This window comes from Sphingobium sp. SG1, from assembly GCF_057063145.1.
This window is the reverse complement of the sequence record NZ_JBVVOJ010000015.1, coordinates 56,434-81,352: the sequence shown is the minus strand read 5'-3', so window position 1 is coordinate 81,352 and position 24,919 is coordinate 56,434. Positions and strand designations below refer to the sequence as shown.

Below are 24,919 nucleotides of genomic sequence, written 5' to 3'. Positions count from 1 at the left end.
TGCTGTTACAAGAGCGGCATGCGCCTTGTCAGGGAGTCGATAAAAGAGTGAGCGGGCAGGCCGCCCCGGACGGGCAGCGCAGCATCTTCATCCTGTCGCCCGGCGACCGCGACCCCCTGTGCCGTGCCGCGCAGGAGGCGGGCTGGCGTGCGATCGGCGCGCGGCGTGCCACGGATGCGCCGCAACGTTTTCTGCGCAGCGATGCCCAGATCGCGCTGGTCGACATGCGCGGTGGGACGGCGGCCAAACTGATTGCGCCACTGGTGCCGGCGGTTGACGCTGGCGGCTGCGCGCTTGTGGTGCTGGTCGATGCGGCGGCGGTCGCGACGCTGCCGCAATTGTTCGATGCCGGCGCGACCCATTTTCTGGTGGCGCCGGTGACGCAACCCTTGTTGCAGGCGACGCTGGCATCGGCGCAGCGGCTGGTCGAGCGGTTAGGCGGCGGCGCGATGCAGAGCCAGCGGGCTCAACGCATCCGCCGGGGCGACGCGCTTTACTGGGAGATGGATCGTGACGGCGCCGGACTGCGGCTGAGCGAGAGTCTGGCCCGCAATCTGGGGATAGAGGCGTGGCAGCCGACGCCGTCGATCTTGATCCACCGGCTGGCGCGCAATGAACGCAAGGCGGTGCTGAACGCGCTGGAGGGGATGATGCAGTCGGGCCGTCCGGCGGCGTTTGCCCATGCCGTGCCGGATCGGCCGGGCAATCGGCTGGTGCATCATCTGCGCTTCGTCGACGGCACGGTGGCGGCCGATGTGGAGTGGTTGTCCGACGCGCAGGACCAGGATGTGGCGAGCCGCGACAATCTGACCGGGCTGCGTTCGCGCCAGGCGGCGCTGGACTGGCTGGATCGCCGGTCGGGGTTGCCGACGACGGTGGTGCTGCTGTCGATCAGCCAGTTCGATCGCATGAATGCGGCCTATGGCCAGGTGGTGGGCGACGCGCTGCTTGGGCGGATTGCGCGGCGGATCGAACAGATTGTCGATAGCGTGGCAGGCCATGCGATGGTCGCACGGATCGCCGGCACCGAATTTCTGGTCGGCCTGACCGGCGAGCCGGCGGCGGCGGAGCGGGCGACCTATCTGGCGCGGCAGTTGATCGAGGCGATCAGCCGGCCGTTCAGTGCGGGCGACCATCTGATCCGTTTGATTGCGCGATGCGGTATCGCTCAGGCGCGGGCGGAGGATGATGCGACCCAGTTGCTGCGGCGGGCAGGGGCTGCACTGGCCGATGCGCGACAGGGCGGGGGCGAAGGCATTCGCATCTTTTCCGCCGAGAAGCGCAGCCGCCAGCTCGACGCCGACCAACTGGAAACCGACCTGCGGCTGGCGCTGCACCGGGGCGAGATCGGCATCGTGTTCCAGCCGCAATATCCGGTCTATGACCATCGCATCAGCGGGGTCGAGGCGTTGGCGCGGTGGAACCACCCGATCTATGGTCCGCTGGGGGCCGGCATATTGTTCGGCACGGCGGAACGGTCCGACTATATGCTGCCGCTGTCGGCGCATATTCAGGCCGAGGCATTGCGGCAGGCGGCGGCCTGGCCGAGCGCGCTGTCCAATCTGCGCCTGTCGATCAACGTCACGGCGGCGGATATTTCGCAGCCGGGGTTCATGGCTGATTTCCTGGGCCAGGTGGATCGCAGTGGCTTTCCCCGGTCGCGGCTGACGGTGGAGATTACCGAAAGCGGGCTGATCCATGATGTCGACGCGGCGGCGGCGCTGCTGACGGCATTGCGGTCCGAAGGGCTGGCGGTGGCGATCGACGATTTCGGCACCGGCTATTCGAGCCTGGCCTATTTGAAGGGCCTGCCGCTCGACTATCTGAAGATCGACTCCAGCCTAGCCCAGGATATCGCCGGGTCGGCGCGCGACCGGATCATCGTGCGCGGGGTGATCCATATGGCGAAGTCGCTGGGCCTCAACGTCATCGCCGAAGGGGTGGAGACGGAGCAGCAGCTCGACCTGCTGGCACGGGAAGGCTGTGATTATTATCAGGGCTTCCTGCGCTCGGCCGGCGTCTCCACGCCCGAACTCATATCCCTGGTGCTACAGGGTTAGGCCGACCTTACCGATGAGGGCAGAGCCGGCGTGGCGCGCGTCGCGGTCGGCGATGTCGGTGTCGCTGTAGCGCAACTCCGCCGACCAGCGGCCGCGATACCAGACGATGGCAGCGCCATAATCCCAATAATCGTCGCCCGGCCGCAGCCGTTGCGATGCGATCGGATCGCGATCCGACCCGGAACTATGGCCGACCCGTGCCGAGGCTGTGAGCGGCGTGCCCGGAATGGCGAAGGAGGCGGCGGAGGACAGATAGAGATTGTCGCCGCCGATCGCCGACTGGCGCGGCGCATATTGGGCGCCGATGTCGATGCTGGCGGGGCCAATCAGGAAGCTGGCGCCGGCGCCCAATTCGCCATAGCCCTGATGATCGGCGCCGGGAAAGAGATGGTAGCGCGCGTCGAGCGACAGCCGCCACCCGCCCAGTTGATGGACATAGGAAGGGCCAAGATCGATCACGGCGTTGGCGCCGCCATGGCGATCGCTGCTCCAGAGGCTGGTCGCGGCGCCATCGAGCGACAGGCCCTGTGCGACCGGCACGGACAAGGTGCCGCGCAGCACCGGATCGCCATCGCTCCAGCTCAGACCGCGGCGGCGCTCGTCGCTGGCGACCTCGACCGTGGCGTTGGGGCCGCTGGCATATTGGGCGGCGGCCGGTACGGCATGGAGGGCGAGGCCAAGCCCGCCCAGCCATGCCAGGCCGATGGTCCGATCAGTTCGACGCAAGATTGCGCACCGAGTCCAGTTCGGCCAGCAGCGGCGCGCGATCGGCTTCCGCCACGGCGATCAGGTGCGCTTCGATCTTGTCCTGATACTGGGCCATGTTGCGTTCGCCCGATTGACGGCCGGTCGTGCAGGCACCAGCCTCGCTACCCGAAAAGCGTTTGTCGCTCGACACGGTGCGGGCGAGCGCAGGACCATGGTCCAGCTTGCGGTCGACGACGATCGTCGCGGTCCACTGGCAGCGCTGATTGTCCATGCGGTTGGGCGTCTTGGCGCCGATGGTCTTTGTGCGGATGTCGGCACGGGCGGTGTAGGTGGCGCCGATCTGGTTGCCATGATGCTCGACCGACACATTGTGGGTCGCGGCGGCGGCAAGCGCCATAAGGATCAAACTCATTTCATTCTCCTGCTGTGACGCCGCGCTTTGTTGCCCGGTCGTCACGAAGGCATGTAGGTTTCGACTGTTGCTGCTTCTTTTCCGGTTGATGATGAATGGCGACATGAGGGGCGCTGGGTCATGACAGGGGCATCGTGACGCGTCAGCCGCGAAGTTCACACCGTTCTTGCTCCGTATTTCTGGCTGATTTTGCGAAAAAGGTTATGGCAACGCGCCACGCAAGCGATAGCGACGCGTCAATTGAGTGCCGGTGACGCGACGGTCGGGTCATGGGGACGCGTCATCCGGGTCATGGGGACGCGTCATCCGGGGCATCAGGACGCGACAATCGGGTCATGATTTCATGCGGTGGTTGGGGCGCGGAGACAGGCGGCATCATCCGGCAGGATAGAGCAGAGAAAGTCCAAATAGGAAAGAAGTGGTTGCTGAACGTTTCTGTCGGCCATTGCGATTTGCAAGCCTGCGTCGATCCGCCACTATGAACTTGAGGAATGCAGGAGGGATATCATCATGTTCGCCCTTTTTCTTCTGTTGCAGGCAGCCGCGCCCGATATCGTCGTGACGGGCGAGAGGCTGGTCGAAGAGCAGGCGAAATGCGCGCGCGGCGAATGCACGCCACTGCGCGATGCGCAGGCGACGATCGCCCTGGCCGAGCAGCAGTTCCGCAATGGCGAATATGTGCATGCCAAGGGGCTGCTGGCCGCAGCGATCAGCCGCAACAAGGACAGAGGCGCGGAGGCGCCGCGAGCGGTTGCCGCCATCTATGAAGCGATGGCGACGGTGTCGCTGCATGAGGGCGATCAGGATGATTATCGCCGCGCGGTGGCGGGGCAGGTGAAGACGCTGCGCGACAATCTGCCGGCGGATGATGTGGCGGTGCAGGCGTCGGCCACGGCGCTGGGTGACATGTGGATCAAGCTGGGCCGCTATCGGCAGGCGGAATCGACCTTCCGTGGAATAGAGGAGCAGGCGCTGGCCGAAGGACAGGCCTATCCGGCGATGATGGCCGGGATGAAGCGGGTGTGGCTGGCCGGCGCGCTGGGCAAGGCGCGCGATGCGCGCGCGATGCTGGACGCGTTGGAGCGGCGGCCGATTGCGCGGGAACCGGGCTTTCGCACCGCCTTGCGCGTGGTGCGTCTGCGGCTGGCGGTGCGGGCCGGCGACGATGCGGAAATCACCCGGCTGGCCGGGATGATCGGTACGGACCAAGGCGGGCCGCCGGTGCTGATCTGGCAACCATCCTATCCAGGCAGTGCGGCGGTCGAGGCGAATAATAGTGCCCGGACCTTTGATCTCGTGGATGCGGTTCCGATCAATTCGTCCGACCTGGCTAGCATCCAGTGGGTGGATGTGGGCTTCTGGATCCGGCCGGATGGGCATACCGAGGAAGCGGAGATATTGCGGGGGTCGCGATCCCCCGCCTGGGCGCCGGCGATCCTGAAGCAGGTAGCGGGGCGGCGCTATGCGGCGCGTGCCAAGGTCGGCGAGGAAGATGCATCCGGCAGCTATCGGATCGAGCGTGTCACGCCCAAATATCAATATGTGGTTCCCAAGGGATCGGTGATCCGGCGTCGGGTTCCGGCAGCGGGTTTCGAGATACTGGACCTGACCGCATCGGAAGCGGCGATGCCGCCGCCCGGCGAATAAGGCCGGGCATGGGCATAGCGGTTCATGTGACAGGGTAGCTGACAGAAAGGAAGGAAATCATTATGTTCGCCCTTTTGCTTCTGGTGCAGGCGGCCTCGCCCGATATCGTCGTGACGGGCCAGCGGCTGGTCGAGGAGCAGGCAAAATGCGTGCGCGGCGAATGCACGCCGCTGCGCGATGCGCAGGCGACGATCGCGCTGGCCGAACAGCAGTTCCGCAATGGTGAATATGTGCATGCCAAGGGGCTGCTGGCCGCAGCGATCAGCCGCAACAAGAACAAGGGGGCGGAGGCACCGCGGGCGGTGGCCGCCATCTATGAAGCGATGGCGACGGTGTCGCTGCATGAGGGCGATCAGGATGATTATCGCCGCGCGGTGGCAGGGCAGGTCAAGACGCTGCGCGACAATCTGCCGGCGGATGATGTGGCGGTGCAGGCTTCGGCCACGGCCTTGGGTGACATGTGGATCAAGCTGGGCCGCTATCGGCAGGCGGAATCGACCTTCCGTGGAATAGAGGAGCAGGCTCTGGCCGAAGAGCGCGCCTATCCGGCGATGATGGCCGGGATGAAGAGGGTGTGGCTGGCCGGCGCGCTGGGCAAGGTGCGTGAAGCGAACATGATGCTGGATGCATTGGAGCAGCGGCCGATTGCGCAGGAACCGGGATTTCGTACCGCCCTGCGCGTGGTGCGCCTGCGCCTGGCGGTGCGGGCCGGCGACGATGCGGAAATCACCCGCCTGGCCGGAACCATCGCTGCGGACCAGGGCGGGCCGCCGGTCCTGGTCTGGCAACCGCCCTATCCGGGGGATGCGATGGCCGAGGCCAGCAATAATGTGCGGGCCTTTGGCGGCGTCGATGTGACGTCGGTCCGATCCACCGATGTGGCCAGCATCCAGTGGGTGGATGTGGGCTTCTGGGTTCGACCAGATGGGCATACCGAGGAAGCGGAAATCTTGCGCGGGTCGCGTGCGCCTGCCTGGGCGCCGGCGATCCTGAAACAGGTTGAGGGCCGGCGCTATGCGGCGAGTGCCAAGGTTGGCGAGGAAGATGGCCCTGGCAGCTATCGGATCGAGCGGGTGACCCGCAAGAACCTATATGCGACCCCGGTCGGGTCGAATATCCGGCGCCGGGTGGCTGCACCGGGCTTCGAGATACTGGACCTGACCGCATCGGAGGCCGCCATGTCCCCGCCGGGCGAATGAGGCAGGGGCAGCAGCGCAAAGTGCTTTCCACCCCGGACGGCAGGCTCTAAAGGCCCGCGCTCATCATTTTTCGAGACGGGAAGCCAGCGATGATTCAACCGGGTGCGACGTTCAAGGACAATCTACAGCTGCTGCCGCCGATCGATGGCATCGCCCGCATCGACCTGAAAGACGCGACCGGCGCGGTGGTCGCCAGCATCGAGAACCAGCCGGGCAAGCAGGGATCGTTGGCGGTTTATGCCTATTTGCAGCAGCTGTTCGGCACGCTCGACGCGGCCGCGGCCGAGCATGGGCTGGCGGTGTTTGCCGAACATACGGCGGACGCCCGCAACCGGCCGGGCGCGCACCCCAATGTCGATCGGTTGATCGCGATCGTGGACGGCGGCGATGCGCTGGCGATCGGGGTGGTTGCGGGCTGAACGAGCCGGGTAAATTATTGCCTTGACGCGCCATTTCTTTTGCCGCTGTCGGGGCATGACGCAGGGCCTGCCAGGTCGGGCGGGCGAAATCGGATGAGGACAGGTTGCTTCGAAAGGCCCTCACCCTCCCACGCCTGCGGCGCGGGCCCCTCCCTCTCCCGTGAACGGGAGAGGGCAATTGGCAATGGCGGGAATGGGGCGGGAAGCGGACTGACCGACAATCCTCCCCAAGCTTGCTTGGGGAGGGGGACCGCCGAAGGCGGTGGAGGGGCAAGTAGAGAAGGTCGCGCGTCAGCGCTTCGCGCTGCCACCTCCCCAAGACAAGCTTGGGGAGGAATGAGAAACGTCAGATTCTGGTCGTTTTCTCCCCGCGCGGCGGGGAGGAATAGAGGGCAGGCTTACCCTGCCGCCTTGGCCAGCCCCTTCGACAGTTGCAGCGCGCCGTTCAGGCGGGCGGCGGGGTCGGGCCAGGCGCGGGTGACGACCACCTTGCTGTCCGGGCGCAGGCGGGCGACGCCGTCGAGGCGCTGGACATAGGCGACCAGACCTGCGGGGTTGGGGAAGCGATCCTCGAAGAAGCTGACCAGCGCGCCCTTTGGCCCGACATCGATCTTGGCGATATTGGCCTTGAGGCAATTCTGCTTGATCTCGATGATCTTGAGCAGGTTCTGGGTCGGCGCGGGCAGCTTGCCGAAGCGGTCGATCAGCTCGGCGGCGAAGGCCTCCAGACCCTGGCGATCCTCCAGCTCGTTGATGCGGCGATAGAGACCCATGCGCAGGTCGAGGTCCGGCACGAATTCTTCCGGGATCATGATCGGCGCGTCGACGCTGATCTGCGGCGAGAAGCTGTCGCGGCGCGCTTCGAGACCGGCGCCGCCGGCCTTGGCGTCCATGATCGCGTCCTCCAGCATCGACTGGTAGAGTTCGAAGCCGACTTCCTTGATATGGCCCGACTGTTCGTCGCCGACGAGATTGCCGGCGCCGCGAATGTCGAGATCATGGCTGGCGAGCTGGAAACCGGCGCCCAGCGTATCGAGATCGGACAGCACCTTGAGCCGCTTTTCCGCGGTTTCGGTGATGATGCGGTTGGCGGGCGTGGTGAAATAGGCATAGGCGCGCGTCTTCGACCGGCCGACGCGACCGCGCAGCTGATAGAGCTGGGCAAGGCCGAAGCGGTCGGCGCGGTGGATGATGAGGGTGTTGGCGCTGGGGATGTCGAGCCCGGATTCGACGATGGTGGTGGAGAGCAGAACGTCATAGCGCTTGTCGTAGAAGGCGGACATGCGCTCCTCGACATCGGTGGCGCTCATCTGGCCATGGGCGACGATCGGCTTCACCTCGGGCACTTCGGTGCGCAGGAACTCCTCGACTTCGGTCAGGTCGGAGATGCGCGGCACGACGAAGAAGCTCTGGCCGCCGCGATAATGTTCGCGCAGCAGCGCCTCGCGGATGACGACGCCGTCCCAGGGCATGATGTAGGTGCGTACCGCCAGGCGATCGACCGGCGGGGTCTGGATGACCGAGAGTTCGCGCAGGCCCGACATCGCCATCTGGAGCGTGCGCGGGATCGGCGTGGCGGTGAGGGTCAGGACATGGACGTCGGTCTTGAGGGACTTCAGCCGTTCCTTGTGGGTGACGCCGAAACGCTGTTCCTCATCGACGATGACGAGGCCGAGGCGCTTGAACTCCAGCCCCTTGGCGAGCAGGGCGTGGGTGCCCACGACAATGTCGATCGTGCCGTCGGCCAGGCCCGCCTTGGTCGCCTTCGCCTCCTTGTCGGGGACGAGACGGGAGAGGCGGGCGATTTCCAGCGGGAAGCCGCGGAAGCGCTCGATGAAATTCATGTGATGCTGGCGCGCGAGCAGGGTGGTGGGGCAGATCACCACCACCTGCATCCCGGCCATGGCGGCGACGAAGGCGGCGCGCAGCGCGACCTCCGTCTTGCCGAAGCCGACATCGCCGCAGACCAGGCGGTCCATCGGACGGCCGGCGCCCAAATCCTCGATGACATCGCCGATCGCGCGGTCCTGATCGTCGGTTTCCTGATAGGGGAAGCGGTCGACGAAGGCGGGATAGCCGGCGGCGTCCGGCTCGGCGATTTCGGCCGGGCGCAGGGCGCGTTCGGCGGCGGTCTTGAGCAGTTCGCCCGCAATCTCGCGGATCCGCTCCTTCATCCGCGCCTTGCGCCGCTGCCAGGCCTCGCCGCCCAGCTTGTCGAGGCTCACGCCCTCGCTGTCGGAGCCGTAGCGCGAGAGGACTTCGAGATTTTCGACCGGCACATAGAGCTTGTCGCCGCCGGCATAGGAGAGGGCGACGCAGTCATGCGCGGTCTTGCTGACCGGGATCTGGGTCAGCCCCTCATAGCGGCCGATGCCATGGTCCATATGGACGACGAGATCGCCGGGCGAGAGGGTGGCGAGTTCGGCGAGGAAGGCGTCGGCGCTCTTCTTGCGCTTGGCGCGGCGGACCAGGCGATCGCCCAGCATATCCTGTTCGGTGAGGACGGCGACGTCGGGCGCGGTGAAGCCATGGTCGAGGCCGAGCACGGTGAGGACGGCGCTGCCGCCCGCCGCGGTGCCGAGTGCTTCCTGCCAGCTGTCGGCGGCAGCGAGGCGGGCGACGCCATGATCGGCGAGCAGGCCCGACAGGCGCTCGCGCGCGCCGGCGGAATAGCTGGCGATCACCACCTTCTTCTTCGTGCGGCGCAGGGCGTCGATATGCTTGCCGACCGCCTCATAGACATTGACGTTCTGCGCGCGTTCGGGCGCGAAATCGCGCGGGCCGTCGACCGCGAAGTCGAGGACGGTGGCGCTTTCGGGCTCGTGGAAGGGGGTGGTGGCGTGCATCGGCCAGACAGCGGCGGAGGCATCCCACTCGGCGGCGTCGAGATAGAGGGCTTCGGGCTTCAGCGGGCGATAGGCACCGGGATCGGCCGATTTCGCGGCGATGCGGTTGGCATGATAGTCGCGGATCGCCTCGAACCGGGCCTCGGCCGCGCCGACCACGCCATGGTCGCGGACGATGATCGCGTCATCGCCCAGATGCTCGGTCAGCGGAACCAGCTTTTCCTCGAACAAGGGTAGCCAATGTTCCATGCCGGCGAGGCGCCGGCCCTCGCTCACCGCCTGATAGAGCGGGTCGCCGGTCGCGGTCGCGCCGAAGGTTTCGCGATAGCGGCCGCGGAAGCGCTTGATCGTGTCTTCGTCGAGCAGCGCTTCGGACGCGGGAAGTAGGGTGAAGCCGTCGATGCTGCCGGTGGTGCGCTGGTCGGTCGGGTCGAAGCGGCGGACCGTCTCGATCTCGTCGCCGAAGAAGTCGAGCCGCAGCGGCTGGTCCTCGCCGCCAGGGAACAGGTCGACGATGCCGCCGCGAATGGCGAACTCGCCGCGATCATGGACGGTGTCGGTGCGGACATAGCCGTTAGATTGCAGCATGTCGGCAAGGCGCGTGATCGCGATCCGCTCCTTGGGCGCGAGGCGCGCGACCAGCTGGCGGACGCGGAACGGGGTGAGGGTGCGCTGGGTCAGGGCGTTGAGGGTGGTGAGGACCAGTTGTGGCCCTTTTGGTTTTGCCTGGAGCGCATGGAGGCCGGCAAGGCGCGCCGACGCGGTGCGCAGTGAGGGGCTGGCCCGGTCATAGGGCAGGCAGTCCCAGGCAGGAATTTCGATGAGCTCGATCTCTGGCGCAAAATAATGGGCGGTCTCGGCGACCGCGCGCATCAGCTGCTCGTCGGACGCGACGAAGACGGCGCGTGTCGCATCCGAACCATAGGCGGCGCGGGCAATGTCCGCCAGCAGCCAGGGCTGGAAGCCGGCGGGCACGCCGGACAGTGTGAGCGGCGCCTTCGCCTTCAGGATTTTCTGGAGATCGGTCATGGGTCCATCATCTTCAAAAATCCTCCCCTCTAAGGGGAGGTGGCTGGCCGAAGGCCTGACGGAGGGGTGTCACCCTATCGAGAGGGGGATACCCCTCCACCACTTCGTGGTCCCCCTCCCCTTGCAGGGGAGGAATGTTCAGTTCTCGATCTTGACGAAATCGAGCTTCAGGAACTGGTCCATCATCGGGCCTTTCCATTCTTCCGGCACCGGGATGGTGCCGAGCGCCCAGCCGATGATGTCGGCATCCTGTTCGTCCATGAAACGCTCGAACCAGGCGATCTGCTCTTCGTTCCAGCTCGCATGGTAGCGTTCGAAGAAGCCGCCGACCGTATAATCCGCCTCGCGCGTGCCCCGGTGCCAGGCGCGGAATTTCAGGCGACGCATCAGCGGGTTGTCGTTCACAATTTGTTCCTTTAACGGACGTGCCGAAACAGCCGATCGGATATTTGAATGACCGTCCCGGCTGCGTTAGAGAAGCCTCAGATAGCCATGCGACCCGATATTCTCAATCCGCTCTTTGCCGAAATCTCCGCGCTCAAGGGCATTGGCCCGGCGCTGGCCCGTCCGCTCGAACGGCTGGGGCTGGCGCGGGCGGTCGATGTCGCCTTCCATCTGCCGGTCAATTATGTCGACCGGAAACTGATCGACGAACTGGACATGGCGGACGCCGGCAAGGTGATCGGCATCATGCTGACACCGGTCGATTATCGCGCCAGCGGCAATGCGCGCGCGCCGTTCCGGGTGCAGGCGGTGGACGCCCATGGCAACGCCGTCTCCCTCGTCTATTTCGGTCGCAACAGCGCCTGGCCGCGCAAGCTGCTGCCGCTCAACGAACCGAAATTCGTGTCGGGCAAGCTGGAAGCCTATGGCGACAATCTGCAGATGGTCCATCCCGACTATGTGCTGCCGCCCGAGGAAGCCGACACCGTGCCGGCGCGCGAGAGCGTCTATGGCCTGTCGGAAGGGCTGACCAACAACCGGATGCGCGACCTGGTGGGGCAGGCGCTGGCGCGTGCGCCCGAACTGCCCGAATGGATCGAGCCGAGCCTGCTGGCGAGCAAGGGCTGGCCGGCCTGGCGCGAGGCACTGGAACGCTTCCATGCCGACCCGACCGACGCCCAGGCGCGCGAGCGGCTGGCCTATGACGAGATTTTCGCCGGGCAACTGGCGCTGATGCTGGTGCGGCAATCGTCGCGGCGGCGGCGCGGCGTGCCGATCAGCGGCGACGGACGGCTGCGCGCGATGCTGAAGCTGCCTTTCGCCCCGACCGGTGCCCAGCGCCGCGCGATCGGCGAGATTGAGGGCGACATGGCGCAGGCGACGCCGATGTTGCGGCTGCTGCAGGGCGATGTCGGATCGGGCAAGACGCTGGTGGCGCTGATGGCGCTGCTGAACGCGGTCGAGGCCGGGATGCAGGGGGCAATGCTGGCGCCGACGGAAATATTGGCGCGGCAACATTATGAGACGCTGCGCAAGATGGCATCGGGTCTGCCGATCGAGATCGCGATCCTGACCGGGCGCGAGAAGGGGAAGGTGCGTGAGGCGACGCTGATGGGGCTGGCCGATGGCAGCATCCATATATTGGTCGGCACCCACGCGATCTTTCAGGAGAAGGTGCAGTATAAGGCGCTGGGCCTGGCCGTGATCGACGAGCAGCATCGGTTCGGTGTGGCGCAGCGGATGATGCTGGCGAGCAAGGCCGAGCGATCCCCGCATCTGCTGGTGATGACGGCCACGCCGATCCCGCGCACGCTGACCCTGACCTATTATGGCGAGATGGACGTGTCGCGGCTGGACGAGATGCCGCCGGGCCGCCAGCCGATCCAGACTTTGGTGATGTCCGCCAACCGGCTGGACGAGGTGGTCGAGGGGCTGGCCCGCCATGTCGAAGGGGGCGGGCAGGCCTATTGGGTGTGCCCGCTGGTCGAGGAGAGCGAGACCAGCGACCAGGCGGCGGCCGAGATGCGGGCCGAGACGCTGCGCCAGCGCTTCGGCGACCGGGTAGGCCTCGTCCATGGCAAGATGAAGGGGCCGGACAAGGATGCGGCGATGGAGGCCTTTGCCGCCAACCGCACCCAGATATTGGTGGCGACCACGGTGATCGAGGTCGGCGTCGACGTGCCCAAGTCAAGCCTGATCGTGATCGAGGGGGCGGAGCGCTTCGGCCTGGCGCAGTTGCATCAGTTGCGTGGCCGGGTCGGGCGCGGCGACAAGCCGTCGGTCTGCCTGCTGCTGCGCGGCAATGCGCTGGGCGAGACGTCGCGGGCGCGGCTGGCGCTGATGCGCGAGACCAATGACGGTTTCCGCATCGCCGAGGAAGATCTGAAGCTGCGCGGCGCGGGCGAGGTGCTGGGAACGCGCCAGTCGGGCGAGGCGGAACTGAAGATCGCGACGCCCGAACATGTGTCGGCATTGGTGGACGCGGCGCGCGACGACGCCCATCTGCTGATCGATCGCGACGGTGGACTGGACAGCGAACGCGGACAGGCGGCGCGGACCTGCCTCTATCTGTTCGAGAAGGATGCGGCGGTGGGGTTGCTGCGCGGGGGGTGAGCGGCGCGGCCGTTCCCTTGACAGTATTGCTCGCATAGGACACCCCGTGGCGATGACGCCAGAACCGATCCGAAAGGTGAGCCGACGCGGCATTGTGGTCGAGATCGTGGCCTTTGTCGGCTTCGCGCTGTTGGCCAAATATGGGATGAGCCTGCTCTTCTGGCGCTACGCCGGCCCGGTGTCGCTGCTGCTGACGCTGGCCTTGCTGACGCTGTATATGCGTTTTTGCGGCCTGAGCTGGTCGGCGATGGGCTTGATCCCGCTGCCGGGATGGAGGGCCAAACTGATGGTCCTGCCCAAGGCGGGGTTGACGCTGCTGGCCTTTGCCATCGTCGTTGCACTGGTGACAATCGTCGGGCCGGCGATTGGACTGGCGTTCCTGGCGAAGGAATCCGCTGGCGTGGCCGATCGCTGGGGCGCGGTGGCGGGGAGCCTGTCGCATTTCCTGTTGTGGATCGGCATCGTGTGGAGTGCTGCGGCCTTTGGTGAGGAGATGTTCTTTCGCGGCTATCTGATCACCCGGTTGCAGGCGCTGTTTCCAGCCGGCCGCGTGGGCGCCATGCTGGCTGTCCTACTGTCCGCACTGATCTTTGGCTATGGCCATTTCTATTATCAGGGGTGGCGGGGGGCATTCGTGACGGGCGGGATCGGGCTGGCGTTCGGGACGATGTTCCTGCTGTTCAGGCGCAATCTGTGGCCGTTGATCCTGTTGCACGGCGTCATCGACACGCTCACCTTCACCGCCATATTCATGCGATGGAAGTAGCGATCGACCGGGGCTTCATCATGTAGGGCGTGGCGACAATCTCTGCTGCATCTGCGAAACAAAATGCGGGGCGGTCGCGTTGCCCCTGGCATGACCGACATCAGCCTGACCCATATCACACCGATGGCCGCGCTTTCGATCGCGCTGTCGGTGGTCGTCGCCTTCGCCGTTCACGGCGCGCTTTACTGGATTGCGGTGCGGATCGTCCGGCGGGCGCGGATCGAGCCTTTGTTGTTGCCGGCCATCTTCCAGCCGACGCGCTGGCTGGTGGTGCTGCTGGCTCTGGGCGCGGGGCTCAAGTCGATCGAGATGGGGCCACGGGTCGAGGATATCTGGTCCATCGGGGCGCGGATGATATTCGCGCTGCTGGTCGGCTGGCTGATCTTTCGCGCGATGCGGGCGGGCAAGGCGATGCTGGAGGCGCGCGCCGATGTCAGCGTCGAGGATAATCTGAAGGCGCGGCGGCAGCGCACCAAGATCAGCATCCTCTATCGTATCTGCCAGTGCATCGTCGGCTTCTTCGTGATCGCGATGATGCTGATCGCCATTCCGGGCGTGCGGACGATCGGCGTGTCGCTGATGGCGTCGGCGGGCCTCGCCGCGCTGGCGGTGGGCGCGGCGGCGCAACCGGCGCTCAAAAATCTGATCGCGGGCATCCAGATGGCCTTTTCAGAGCCGATCCGGCTGGACGATGTCGTCATCATCGAAGGGGAATGGGGGCGGATCGAGGAGATCAGGCTGACCTATGTGATCGTGCGCATCTGGGACGACAGGCGCATGGTGGTGCCGGTATCCTATTTCCTGGAGAAGCCGTTCCAGAACTGGACCACGAAGACATCGGACCTGCTGGGCACCGTCTTCCTCTATGTCGATCCGACCGCCGATATCGAGCGGATCCGCGCGCGCTTCGTCGAGGCGGTGAAGGCGAATGGACGCTGGGACGGGCGGGTGGCGATATTGCAGGTGACCGATCACCGCGCCGATGCGCTGGAACTGCGCGGGTTGCTGTCGGCGCGCAATGCCGGGATTGCCTTTGACCTGCGCTGCGAGGTGCGCGAGGCGATGCTGACCTTCCTGCGGACGGAGATGCCCGAGGCGCTGGTGCGCGGGCGTCAGACGCTGGAGAGGGATGAAGCCTTTACCAGGCGGTCCGGCGTGGCGGGATGAGCGCCATCATGGCGTCATAGCCGGCGGTCGGGATCGGCTCGACAAATTCGAGGCCGATCCGGCCTTCCTCGCTCCAGCGGACGAGCGCGCGACGATCCTTGAGCACCGGCAGCCAGATCAGCACCCGGCCGCTCAGCGAGAGCAACTCTTCCGTGCGGCACATCAGGCCGAGCGGCGAGATGTTGATGATCCGCACGCCATGGGTGCGGCCGTCCGCTGTGATATGGCTGACCATGTCGACCAGGTCGCGCGCCACCCGTCGCTGATCGACGGACGGGTCGCGCGACCGCATGACATGGCCAAGATTGGCGAAAACCGAGGAGGACATGGGTTTCAGCCTAGCGGGCGGAAAGTGGAGGCTTTCCTACCTGGTAGCGTTAACTGGGCTGAAACCCTGTTTGTCCTCAGGCGGTGACCAGGCCGTGCTTCTTGGCGCCGAAGCTGAGCTTGTCGCCGGCCTTGAGCGTAACGGCCGGGTCGGTGACGACCTCGCCATTCACCTTGATCGCGCCTTCGGCCAGCTTGCGGCGGACTTCCTTGTTGGAGGTCGCAAAGCCAAGGCCGGTAGTCGCCTGGATGACGGTCAGCCCCTCGGTGCCGAGCGCAACGGTCGGCAGATTGGCGTCCGACGCGCCTTCCTCGAAAGTCTTGCGCGCGGTTTCGGCGGCCAGAGCGGCGGCTTCGACGCCACGGCAGAGTGCTGTCGCCTCGTTCGCGAGGATCTTCTTGGCCTCGTTGATCTCCGCGCCCTGCAGCGCGGCGAGACGGTTGACCTCGTCCATCGGCAGGTCGGTGAACAGGCGCAGCCGGTTGAATACGTCGGCATCGGCGGTGTTGCGCCAGAACTGCCAATAATCATAGTCGGACAGCTGGTCCTGGTTCAGCCAGACGGCGCCGCCCACGGTCTTGCCCATCTTGGTGCCGTCGGCATTGGTCAGCAGCGGCGTGGTGAGGCCGAACACCTGCGTCCCATCGACGCGACGGGCCAGTTCGACGCCGTTGACGATATTGCCCCACTGGTCCGATCCGCCCATCTGCAGGCGGCAATCGCTGCGGCGCGACAGCTCCAGGAAGTCATAGGCCTGGAGGATCATGTAGTTGAATTCGAGGAAACTCAGCGACTGCTCGCGGTCTAGGCGCAGCTTGACGCTGTCGAAGCTCAGCATCCGGTTGACCGAGAAATGCTGGCCGATGTCGCGCAGGAAGGGGATATATTCGAGCTTGTCGAGCCAGTCGGCATTGTCGACCATGATCGCGTCGGTCGGGCCGTCGCCAAAGGTCAGGAAGCGTTCGAACACGCGCTTGATGCTGGCGACATTTTCCTGGATCAGGTCGACGGTCAGCAGCTTGCGCGCTTCATCCTTGAAGCTGGGATCGCCGATCTTGCCGGTGCCGCCGCCCATCAGGACGATCGGCTTGTGACCCGCCTTCTGCAGCTGGCGCAGCATCATGATCGACACGAGATGGCCGACATGGAGCGACGGCGCGGTCGGGTCGAAGCCGATATAGCCCGGCACCACCTGTTTGGCGGCCATGGCATCAAGCCCTTCCGCGTCGGTCAGCTGGTGGATGTAGCCGCGTGCTTCGAGCAGGCGGAGGAGATCGGACTGATAGTTGCTCATGACGCGCGCCTGTAGCATTGGGGCAGCAACTGGAAAAGAGGCGGAGTTTTCGATCATGTTGGCAATCGGTCTGATGTCCGGCACCTCGCGCGACGGGATCGACGCCGCGCTGATCGAGACGGACGGCGAGGGGCAGGCCGAGGCAATCATTTTCCACGCCCAGCCCTATAGCGATGATTTTCGCGAACGGCTGGCCGCCGCCTGCGCGCGGGCGATGGCGATGGACGCGCCGGGCGAGGACCCGCTGATCCGGGCGGTGGAGATGGACCTCACCAATTTCCATATCGATGCGATCGCCGACATGCTGGGTCGCAGCGGCCATGTGGCGGAGGATATCGGGGTGATCGGCTTTCATGGTCATACCGTTGCCCACCGGCCCGAGCGGCGCTGGACCTGGCAGATCGGCGACGGCGCAGTGCTGGCCGGCGCGTTCGGCATTCCCGTGGTTGCCGACCTGCGCAGCGCCGACGTGCAGGCGGGCGGGCAGGGGGCGCCGCTGATGCCGGTCTATCATCGGGCATTGTCCGATGGGCTGGCCAAGCCGGTCGGCATCCTCAACCTGGGCGGGGTGGCGAACATCACCGCGATCGGATCGGACGGCAGCCTGGTCGCCTTCGACACCGGCATGGCGAGCGGCCTGATCGACAATTGGATGCAGGCGCATGGCGACGCGGCCTATGATGCGGGTGGCGCGACCGCCGCGCGGGGCCAGGTGGACGAGGCGCGGCTGGCGGCGATGATGGCCGATCCCTGGTTCGCAGTGCCGCCGCCCAAGAGCATCGACCGCGAAGCCTTCACCATCGCGCCGGTCGAGGGATTGTCGCTGGCGGACGGGGCGGCGACGCTGACCGCCTTTTCCGCGCAGGCGGTGGCGCGCGGTGTCGATCATCTGCCTGAACGGCCGGCGCGCATCTATGTGGCGGGCGGCGGCCGCCATAATGCCACGCTGATGGCGATGCTGGCGGCGCGAACCGGCGCCGATGTCCGGTCGGTGGACGAACTGGGCTGGGATGGCGACGCGCTGGAGGCGCAGGGCTTTGCCTATATGGCGGTGCGGCACCTCAATGGCCTGCCGATCAGCTTTCCCGGCACCACCGGCGCGCCTGAACCGATGACCGGCGGCGTGCTGTTCCAGCCCTGAGAAAGGGGGATGGGGCGGCCGGGCGCCGCCCCTGATCCTTATTGCCGCAGGCGCTCGATCGCCTGGGCAAGGGCGACATAGAGCTTGCCCATGTCGGATGAGAGGATGGCGACGCCCAGGGCATTGCCGTCACGCGCCGACAGGATGATCCGCAGCATCGCCTCGAAATCGTGGATGTAGCGGTTCACATGCTCGCGGAAATCGGCGTCATTGTCGTAATGGAGCGCGATTTCGCGGGACTCGCCGGCGTCGAGCAGCTTGACCGCACGGCGGGTGAAGACGCCGCGATCGCCCTTGAGATAGGCCGACCAGTTGGTGTCGGTCACATCGTTGGACAGGATCTTGGCGACGTCGATCGCGGTGCTGTTGAGCGATTCGATCAGCAGGGCGGAGCGACGCGAGAAATGGTCGCGATCGCGTTCCTCGGCGGCGCGGCCGGCTTCCTCGATCCGCTGTTCCAGCCCGGCGCTGGTATCGGCGATCGTCATCAACTGGCGGGTCAGCCGGTCCGAGGCATTGTGCGCGGCGCGCACGGCCTCTTCCGCGACATCGGCCAGCTTCTCGATCTGGGCCGAAACCTGATCGCCGACGGCCTGCTGCATCGCCTGTTCGCTGGCTTCGGCCAGGTTCTGCACCGCGTCGGGGATGGCGCGGCCGAGCGCCTGACGGGCGCGCTCGGCGGCCTGTTCGGCGGTGTCCTTAACGCGGAGCAGCGCGGTGATGAGCAGCGGGCCGGCACCTTCCGTGATGCGGGTCGTGTCCTCATGCGCGGCGTCGAGCGCAGTGCGCAGCTTTTCCACCAGTTCGCGGTTGGATTCGATGCCGCTCTGGGTGCTTTCCAGCCATTCGGAGAGGCGACGCCCCTGGCCGCGCAGCATCTCTTCTGCTTCCTGGGTGCGGCCGACCAGTGCTTCCGAAATGGCTTCGAGCCGTTCCAGTTCCGGCGTCGCGGCGCCCAGCATGGCGCGGCTGGTTTCCAGCCGTGCGTCGAAGCGGGCGAGCGCGCCGGGATAGGTTTCGTCCAGTTCGCGGACGCTCGAGTCGAGCGCGACCATCAGCGTTTCGGCATTGCCGATCAGCTTTTCGGCGGTGGTGCCGCCATCATGCAGCGCCGTGTCGATCCGGCGGGTTTCCTCGGTCAGGCGGGTCAGCGCGTCGGTCAGCTTCTGGCTGCGGGCGAGGGCATTATCCTCCAGCGCGGCAAAGCGGGCCTCGGCCTGGTCGATCGTCTGGTTGAGCGTACCGTGCAGCCCGGCCATCAGGCTGCGCTGTCCTTCGACCAGATCGTTGATCTGGTGCAGTCGGCTTTCGACCTCGCCAATATCGTCGGCCAGCCCGGCGACGGTATCGGTGCCGATCGCGGCGATACTGTCACGCGAACGGGTGATGAGGCTATCGAGCGCACCTGCTTGATCGCGCAGCCCTGCATCGGTCAGGGCGAGCGTTTCACGGGCCTGGAGCAGGGTGGCGTCGAGCCGTTGGCGCAGATCGTCCTCGATCGAGCCAAGATCCTGGCCCAGCGCCGCGAGCGCATTCTGACTGGTGGCGGTGATGCTGGCCTGGGCACGGGCGACCAGCGCCTCCAGCGTGGCGCGCTGGGTCGAAAGCCCTTCCTGCGCGCGCTCCATCGTGTCGCGCACCTGATCCATCGAGCTTTCGAGGCGACCGCGCAGCGATGCCTCGACCAGATCGAGATCCTGGGTGAGGGCGCGAACGGCACCATCGCTGGTTTCGCCGAGCGACAGGGCGACGCGATTGACCAGCACGTCCAGTGCGGCCGACTGGGCATCGATATCCTGCCGGGTCTGGTCCATGGCGGCGCGCGCGCTCTGCGCCGATGTCTCGATCCGCCCGGCGGCGATGTCGGCGAGGCCGTTCACCTCGTCGGTGGCGCTGCGGGTCGTCTCCTGCAACTGGCCTAGCTGGCTCGACAGGCTCTTGGTCGCGGACAGGGTGCGGGTGCGCGTATCGTCGGACAGTTCGCCCAGCGCGTGGAGGCGCGCTTCGAGCGTGTCGATCCGTTCGGCGAGCGCATGGCCATTGTCCATGATCTGCGCGGCCATCCGCGCGGCCCGTTCTTCGAGCTGCGGCATGGCGGCGATCAGCGCGTCCATCCGCGCGACCAGGGCGGTGCCGGCACGCTCGGCGCTTTCGGCGCGATCGGCGGTGGTCTGGGCGCGGCCGGCGATCAGTTCGGCCGATGCCTCCATATTGCTGCTGGCGGCGGCGCCATAGCTGTCGAGCAGTTCGGCCTGATCCTGCATCGTCTGGCGCGCGGATTCGAGCCGGTCGGCGATCCGGCCGAGGCGCAGTTCGAGCAGTTCGGCCTCGGTCCGCAGCGCATGGGCGGTATCGAGATAGCGGCGCGATTCGGCGCGGCTGTTGCGCACGATCAGGAGGTAGGCGATGCCGAGCAGGCTGATCGGCACCAGCAGCGTGGCGACGAGCGCGGGCCAGGCGGCCGGGCCGGCGCGCCACTGATCCGACACGATCGTTGCCCAGAGCGCGAAGCCGAGCCAGAGCGCGGCCAGCAGGCCGAGCCCGATCCGGGCATTGCGCACCAGCTTTTCGCCTTCCCCCTGCGCGTCGTCAGGGGCATCATCAATGTCCAGTACGGCCTGCTTCAATAGCAGGATGTCATCCGCGGCCGGCGCGTTGCCGGTCGCGTTTCCCTCGTCTCGCCAGAATTCGACGATTGTGCTGCCCCCATTCATGGGTGTGATAATATCATCTTTTCCGTCTGCGCAAATGCCTTGTTACCAAAACTTAACGCAATTTCGATAGCTTCCGTCCCCATGTCCTATGATCCTGGCGCTCTTAATGCGGCATTGGCCGCCGCCGTCGGCGAAGACGCGGTGCTGATCGCCGATCTGCGCGTGGCTTTCCTTGAAAGCGCGGAGCGCCATCTCGACCTGATGAGCCGGGCGCACTGCGACGCCAATTGGGAATTGGCGGCCTGGCGTTTGAAAGGCCTGGCGGCGAGTTTCGGCCTGACCAGCCTGATGGCGTTGGCGGACGAGGCGGTCGAGGCCGCGCCGGGCGATCCGCGCGCCTTGCAGCGCCTGCGCAGCACGATCGCGCTGCTCCAGCAGGGCTGAAACCGGTGATTTGAAAGCGCCTGCTTGCGCTGCGTCGTTCGGCTTGCAAGAAGATCGTCGCAATCAAAACGGGTCGGTTTCCAGACAATATGACATTCGCGGCCATTCTCAGTGCCAGCCGGGCTTCAAGTGATTCGCCTGCAGCGCTTCGCGCCACCCTGCATTTCGCCGGCCAGACGCTGGTCGAATATCAGGCGCGACAGGCGGTCCGGGCCGGTGCGGACCGGATCATGATCCTGGTCAGCGTCATCACGCCGGCCATTTCGCAGGCGGTCGATCGGCTGAGCGCGGACGGCATTGCCGTCGCCCTGATCCGCGACATGGTGTCGATGGTGCGCGATGCGCCGCGCAACGCCGATGTGCTGCTGGTGGCCGATGGCGCGGTGGTGGCGCAGGGCCATTATGATGCGCTGGCCGGGCAGGCGGGCAATGCTTTGCTGGTCACCGACGACAGCCGCGCCAGTGCGCCGTTCGAGCGGATCGATGCGGGGCAGCGCTGGGCCGGGTTGGCGCGGATCAATCCGGCGCTGCTGTTCGGCACGCTGGACATGATCGGTGACTGGGATCTGGCGCTGACCTTGGTGCGATCGGCGGTGCAGGGCGGTGCGGTGCGAATCACCGTGCCGCAGGACGATCTGCTGGAGGGCCGAGTCGCGCTGGTCGACGGGCAGGAACAGGCGGACCTGGCCGCGCAGGCGGTGATGTCGACCGGGGCGCGGTCGGGATCGTCCAGCCGCGGCGGGATCGAACATTATCTGTTCGGGCCGCTCTCCCGGCTGCTCGGCCCCGCATTGATGCGCAGCCAGGTGCCGGCGATGCAGGTGCGGATCGGTTCGATCGCGCTGGCCGGCATTGCGCTGTTGCCGCTGGAACTGGGCTGGCCGGGCACCGGGATCAGCCTGTTGCTGCTGGCGCTGCTGCTGGCGGAACTGGCCGATCGGCTCGATGAAATGGCGCTGCGCCGGCCGCCGAGCGGCTGGATCGCCTTTCTGGCGCCGGGGCTGGCGCTGATCGGCGTGATGCTGTCGGGCAGCGGGATGGTGCCCAACTATCTGGCGTTGTTGCTGGGTATCATCACGGTTGCCGATCGCTGGCGCCGGACCGGGGCGGCGCGCCCCTGGATGATCTTCACGCCGGGCACCGCGTTGCTGGTACTGCTGGCAGCCTTGCTGACGGGGGCGGAGGCATTTGGTTTCGACGTTGCCATGCTGGCGGCGATCGGATCGATCGGGGCGATCATCCTGTCGCGTCGGGGCGGATGATTTTTGTCGCATCGAGATCGTTGATTTTGCTGTCAGGGTTTAGTGCATTTTAACGACGTGGGGTTATGCTGCCTTGCATGAGCGCCCACACGTCCCTTGCCGGATCCATCATGGCGGACAGCTGGCCCATGGCACATGTCATGGCCGGCATGTCGGCCGTGCCCGTCGGCCATGCGATTGATCTCGCCTTTTTCTTTCCGGTCGAGGACCGGGCGCGCCATGATGCGCTGATCGCGGAGACGCGCCGTCATCTGGGCGGATGCCTGACCGCGATCGAAACCGCGCTGCGGCTGAGCCTGGCGGGTGATCCTGCCATTGCGGCAGCGCTGGGGCGCTGGCCCGATGGGCTGTGCTGGCCGACCATCTGTGCGCAGCCGACCCTGCTGGGGCCGGCCCTGCTGGCCCATATGCAGATGCGTGCGGGGGTAAGCCTGTTGCTGCGGCAGATCGGGCGCCCTGATGGCGAGCCGCCGGAACAGCCCGAGGCCGAGTCGATCCTGTCGTCGGATGATCCCGAAATTGGTGACGCGATCGTCGCGCTGGCGCTGGCCGAAGGACAGTGGCAGGCGATGGGCGGCGAGGATCAGCCGATGCGGCCCGATCTGCCGGCCGAACATTTTGCCGAACTGGTGTGGACGGCGGCGGCCTGTCTGGCGGCGGTGGTGCAGCGGACCGCGCTGGAGCCCGACAATCAATTGCTCGGCGCGTTCGAGCGGGCGGGCTGGGCGCTGCTTGCCAGCCATGACGAAAGCAATGGCCCGATCGCGGCGGCCGACCAACTGGTGCGCCGGTTGGGGCCGCAGGCCGATGCGCCCGACCTTCTGGGCGCGGCGCTGGGGCAGCGACGTTTCCTGTTGTTTGCGGCGCTGGCCGGGCGACGGCTGCGCCTCGGCACCGCGCAGGTGACGGATATTTTGATCATGGGACCGGTGATGCAGGTCGCGACCCTGTGCCGGGCGCTGGGCGGAACCGGGGCGGATTATCGCCATCTGCTGCTGGCGCTGCGGCCGGTGCGGCCGGGCCTGTCGGACGCGGTGATCGTGGCCGAGGCCGATCAGTATCAACTGTTGAGCGACGTGAAGGCGGAAGCCGTGGTGGGGGCCTTGCGCGCGCCGGCCGCCTTCCGCGCGAAGCTCGATCATTTGCGGCGCGTCACCGGATGAACATGACGCTCCACCCCTCCATCGTCCGGGCAACGGCATCGGCGGACGGCACGCTTCTGAGTGCTGATGCGCCGCTGCTCGCCTTGCAGCGGGAGGCGGGGAGCGATCTGCTGGGGCCGCTCGCCATTCCGCAACTGGCCGCCGTGGTGCGGCTGGCGGCGCGGCTGGGCGTCACCGTATCGCGTCCCGTGGTCGCGGCGGCGGAGCGAGGCGACATCGACATGTGGGTGCGGGCGCGGAGCGACGAAGGGCCGGACGGGCGCATCGTGTCGCTGGCGGTGGTCGACTGGAGCGAGCGTCCGCCGCTGGCCAATGCCGGCGACCATAGCCGGCGCGAGGCCGACCTGGCGGCGCTGGCCGATGGCTGGACCTGGCAGATCGACACCCAGTTGCAGTTCCAGATGGCGATTGCCGGGACCGACCGGCAGGGCGCATTGCCGACGCAGCCGCCCCTGCCGGGTAGCCGTTTCTCCAGCTATTTCGAGCTGCAGAGCGATGGTGAGGGCGACATGGCGATCCTGCGCGGCTTCACCCAGCGCCGCGCCTTCCGCGATCAGGTCGCGACATTGGTGCATGATCCCGAACAGCATGTGCGGCTGGCGGGCTTTCCGCTGTTCGACCTGGCCGGCCATCTGGTCGGCTATCGCGGCAAGGCCTGCCCGATCGAGCGGCCGCCGGCGCTGGCGCGGGCGGATACGACGCAATTGTCGCTCTATCCCGGTGAGTTCGGCAAGCGGCTTGATCGATCGCTGCGCCAGCCGCTGGGGCGGATCATCGCGAATGCGGACACGATCGGCGCGCAACTGGAAGGGCCGTTGCGGCCCGATTATGCCGATTATGCCAATGATATCGCGACTGCCGGCCGTCATCTGATGGCGCTGGTCGACGATCTGGCGGATCTGCAGGCGATCGACCGACCCGATTTCGGCGTGATCATCGAGGATGTCGACCTGGCGGACCTGGGCCGGCGGGCCGGCGGCCTGCTGACGGTCAAGGCGTTGGATCGGCACATCAAGATCCATTGCCCGGATGTCGAGCAGATATTGATGGCGAGGGGCGAGTTCCGCCGCGTGCTGCAGATCCTGGTCAATCTGGTCGGCAATGCGGTGCGCTATTCACCCGAGGGATCACAGGTGCGCATCGTCGTCGAGCGCGAGCACCGGCAGGCTCGGGTGCTGGTGATCGACCAGGGTGCGGGCGTGGCGCTGGAGGATCGCGAGAAGATTTTCGACAAGTTCGAGCGGCTGGGACGTGACGATCCGGGCGGCAGCGGGCTTGGCCTCTATATCTCGCGCAAGCTGGCGCGGGCGATGGGCGGCGACATCAGCGTCGGCGGCACGCCGGGCGAGGGTGCGCGCTTCATCCTGACGCTGCCGGTGCTCGACTGACGGATGCGCGATCGCGCTTATATGAGATAAAGAGCGCTTGTTTGTCCGGCCGATGCTGCCCCGATAGGGTGGTGGCATGGACAGATCGCATTGCCTGGCCACCTATGGCACGCTGGCGCCCGGACGGGCCAATCATCATCAACTGGCGCAGCTGCAGGGCCGTTGGCAGGCGGGGCATGTGACCGGCCATCTGGTCGCGCATGGCTGGGCCGCGTCGATGGGCTTTCCCGCCTTCATTCCCGACGAGGGCGGCGCGGCGGTGCCGGTCCAGCTGTTCCGCTCGCCCGACCTGCCGGCGCACTGGGCGCGGCTCGATGCGTTCGAGGGGACGGATTATCGCCGTGCCGCGATCGATGTCGTTACCGATCAGGGGCGGGTGCCAGCCTGGATCTATGTCCATGCAGGGGTAGGCGGCTGAGCCCTAAACGAAAAACGG

The 24,919-nt window shown here is 66.4% G+C and carries 20 protein-coding genes; 13 read left to right on the top strand and 7 right to left on the bottom strand.

The features are described from left to right. Positions 1–47: 47 nt before the first annotated feature. Positions 48–2,060 (top strand): putative bifunctional diguanylate cyclase/phosphodiesterase, encoded by a 2,013-nt coding sequence (locus AC0KVN_RS22610; RefSeq protein WP_435568153.1) that lies wholly within the window; start codon positions 48–50, stop codon positions 2,058–2,060. Here the strand turns inward: AC0KVN_RS22610 and AC0KVN_RS22605 are convergent. Beyond that, positions 2,049–2,786, bottom strand: a complete 738-nt coding sequence (locus tag AC0KVN_RS22605; RefSeq protein WP_435568152.1) for a TorF family putative porin — start codon at positions 2,784–2,786, stop codon at positions 2,049–2,051. The genes AC0KVN_RS22610 and AC0KVN_RS22605 overlap by 12 nt on opposite strands. Beyond that, on the bottom strand, positions 2,773–3,180 hold the full coding sequence (locus AC0KVN_RS22600; protein ID WP_004207498.1) for a hypothetical protein: 408 nt from the start codon (positions 3,178–3,180) through the stop codon (positions 2,773–2,775). The genes AC0KVN_RS22605 and AC0KVN_RS22600 overlap by 14 nt, the downstream gene beginning before the upstream one ends. 510 nt (positions 3,181–3,690) lie before the next feature. Between AC0KVN_RS22600 and AC0KVN_RS22595 the strand changes: the two genes are divergently transcribed. From AC0KVN_RS22595 to AC0KVN_RS22585, 3 genes are all read left to right on the top strand, one after another. Further along, entirely contained in the window at positions 3,691–4,827 is a 1,137-nt protein-coding gene (locus tag AC0KVN_RS22595) for a tetratricopeptide repeat protein (RefSeq protein WP_037520426.1), read from the top strand. A 62-nt stretch (positions 4,828–4,889) separates the two neighbouring features. Continuing rightward, a complete protein-coding gene (locus AC0KVN_RS22590) occupies positions 4,890–6,026 on the top strand; it encodes a hypothetical protein (RefSeq protein WP_435568151.1) in 1,137 nt (378 codons plus the stop codon). An 89-nt stretch (positions 6,027–6,115) separates the two neighbouring features. Then, the gene (locus AC0KVN_RS22585) at positions 6,116–6,445 is read left to right on the top strand and encodes a DUF2322 family protein (protein ID WP_435568150.1); all 330 of its coding nucleotides are present in this window, start codon (positions 6,116–6,118) and stop codon (positions 6,443–6,445) included. A 398-nt stretch (positions 6,446–6,843) separates the two neighbouring features. On the opposite strand, the gene mfd is transcribed toward AC0KVN_RS22585, so the two are convergent. Both mfd and AC0KVN_RS22575 read right to left on the bottom strand, forming a co-directional pair. Further along, positions 6,844–10,320 carry a transcription-repair coupling factor gene (gene mfd / locus AC0KVN_RS22580; protein ID WP_435568149.1) on the bottom strand — a complete coding sequence of 1,159 codons (3,477 nt, stop codon included), beginning with the start codon at positions 10,318–10,320 and terminating at the stop codon, positions 6,844–6,846. Positions 10,321–10,458: 138 nt separating this feature from the next. After that, a complete protein-coding gene (locus AC0KVN_RS22575) occupies positions 10,459–10,725 on the bottom strand; it encodes a succinate dehydrogenase assembly factor 2 (protein WP_278987828.1) in 267 nt (88 codons plus the stop codon). Positions 10,726–10,812: 87 nt separating this feature from the next. On the opposite strand from AC0KVN_RS22575, the gene recG reads away from it, so the two are divergent. From recG to AC0KVN_RS22560, 3 genes are all read left to right on the top strand, one after another. Next, positions 10,813–12,876, top strand: a complete 2,064-nt coding sequence (gene recG / locus AC0KVN_RS22570) for an ATP-dependent DNA helicase RecG (protein ID WP_435568148.1) — start codon at positions 10,813–10,815, stop codon at positions 12,874–12,876. Between the two features lie 52 nt (positions 12,877–12,928). Further along, on the top strand, positions 12,929–13,642 hold the full coding sequence (locus tag AC0KVN_RS22565; RefSeq protein WP_483656395.1) for a lysostaphin resistance A-like protein: 714 nt from the start codon (positions 12,929–12,931) through the stop codon (positions 13,640–13,642). A gap of 90 nt (positions 13,643–13,732) precedes the next feature. Further along, entirely contained in the window at positions 13,733–14,809 is a 1,077-nt protein-coding gene (locus AC0KVN_RS22560; RefSeq protein WP_435568147.1) for a mechanosensitive ion channel family protein, read from the top strand. Here the strand turns inward: AC0KVN_RS22560 and AC0KVN_RS22555 are convergent. Both AC0KVN_RS22555 and tyrS read right to left on the bottom strand, forming a co-directional pair. Then, a complete protein-coding gene (locus tag AC0KVN_RS22555) occupies positions 14,781–15,137 on the bottom strand; it encodes a PilZ domain-containing protein (RefSeq protein WP_161733260.1) in 357 nt (118 codons plus the stop codon). The two genes, AC0KVN_RS22560 and AC0KVN_RS22555, sit on opposite strands and share 29 nt — an antisense overlap. Before the next feature lie 76 nt (positions 15,138–15,213). Next, entirely contained in the window at positions 15,214–16,431 is a 1,218-nt protein-coding gene (gene tyrS / locus AC0KVN_RS22550) for a tyrosine--tRNA ligase (RefSeq protein ID WP_010338019.1), read from the bottom strand. Between the two features lie 55 nt (positions 16,432–16,486). Between tyrS and AC0KVN_RS22545 the strand changes: the two genes are divergently transcribed. After that, positions 16,487–17,572: an anhydro-N-acetylmuramic acid kinase gene (locus AC0KVN_RS22545; RefSeq protein ID WP_435568146.1), complete on the top strand. Its 1,086-nt coding sequence runs from the start codon at positions 16,487–16,489 to the stop codon at positions 17,570–17,572. A gap of 38 nt (positions 17,573–17,610) precedes the next feature. On the opposite strand, the gene AC0KVN_RS22540 is transcribed toward AC0KVN_RS22545, so the two are convergent. Continuing rightward, positions 17,611–20,286 carry a coiled-coil domain-containing protein gene (locus tag AC0KVN_RS22540; protein WP_435568145.1) on the bottom strand — a complete coding sequence of 892 codons (2,676 nt, stop codon included), beginning with the start codon at positions 20,284–20,286 and terminating at the stop codon, positions 17,611–17,613. An 81-nt stretch (positions 20,287–20,367) separates the two neighbouring features. On the opposite strand from AC0KVN_RS22540, the gene AC0KVN_RS22535 reads away from it, so the two are divergent. The 5 genes from AC0KVN_RS22535 to AC0KVN_RS22515 all read left to right on the top strand — a co-directional run bounded on the left by AC0KVN_RS22535 (position 20,368) and on the right by AC0KVN_RS22515 (position 24,901). Next, positions 20,368–20,670 (top strand): Hpt domain-containing protein, encoded by a 303-nt coding sequence (locus AC0KVN_RS22535; RefSeq protein WP_017500592.1) that lies wholly within the window; start codon positions 20,368–20,370, stop codon positions 20,668–20,670. 89 nt (positions 20,671–20,759) lie between these two features. Further along, entirely contained in the window at positions 20,760–21,932 is a 1,173-nt protein-coding gene (locus AC0KVN_RS22530) for a hypothetical protein (protein ID WP_435568144.1), read from the top strand. 77 nt (positions 21,933–22,009) lie between these two features. Further along, the gene (locus AC0KVN_RS22525; protein ID WP_017500594.1) at positions 22,010–23,095 is read left to right on the top strand and encodes a DUF2336 domain-containing protein; all 1,086 of its coding nucleotides are present in this window, start codon (positions 22,010–22,012) and stop codon (positions 23,093–23,095) included. Continuing rightward, a complete protein-coding gene (locus AC0KVN_RS22520; protein WP_435568143.1) occupies positions 23,092–24,483 on the top strand; it encodes a sensor histidine kinase in 1,392 nt (463 codons plus the stop codon). Before AC0KVN_RS22525 ends, AC0KVN_RS22520 begins: the two co-directional genes overlap by 4 nt. A 76-nt stretch (positions 24,484–24,559) precedes the next feature. Beyond that, positions 24,560–24,901 carry a gamma-glutamylcyclotransferase family protein gene (locus AC0KVN_RS22515; RefSeq protein WP_483656392.1) on the top strand — a complete coding sequence of 114 codons (342 nt, stop codon included), beginning with the start codon at positions 24,560–24,562 and terminating at the stop codon, positions 24,899–24,901. The last annotated feature ends 18 nt before the right edge of the window (positions 24,902–24,919 follow it).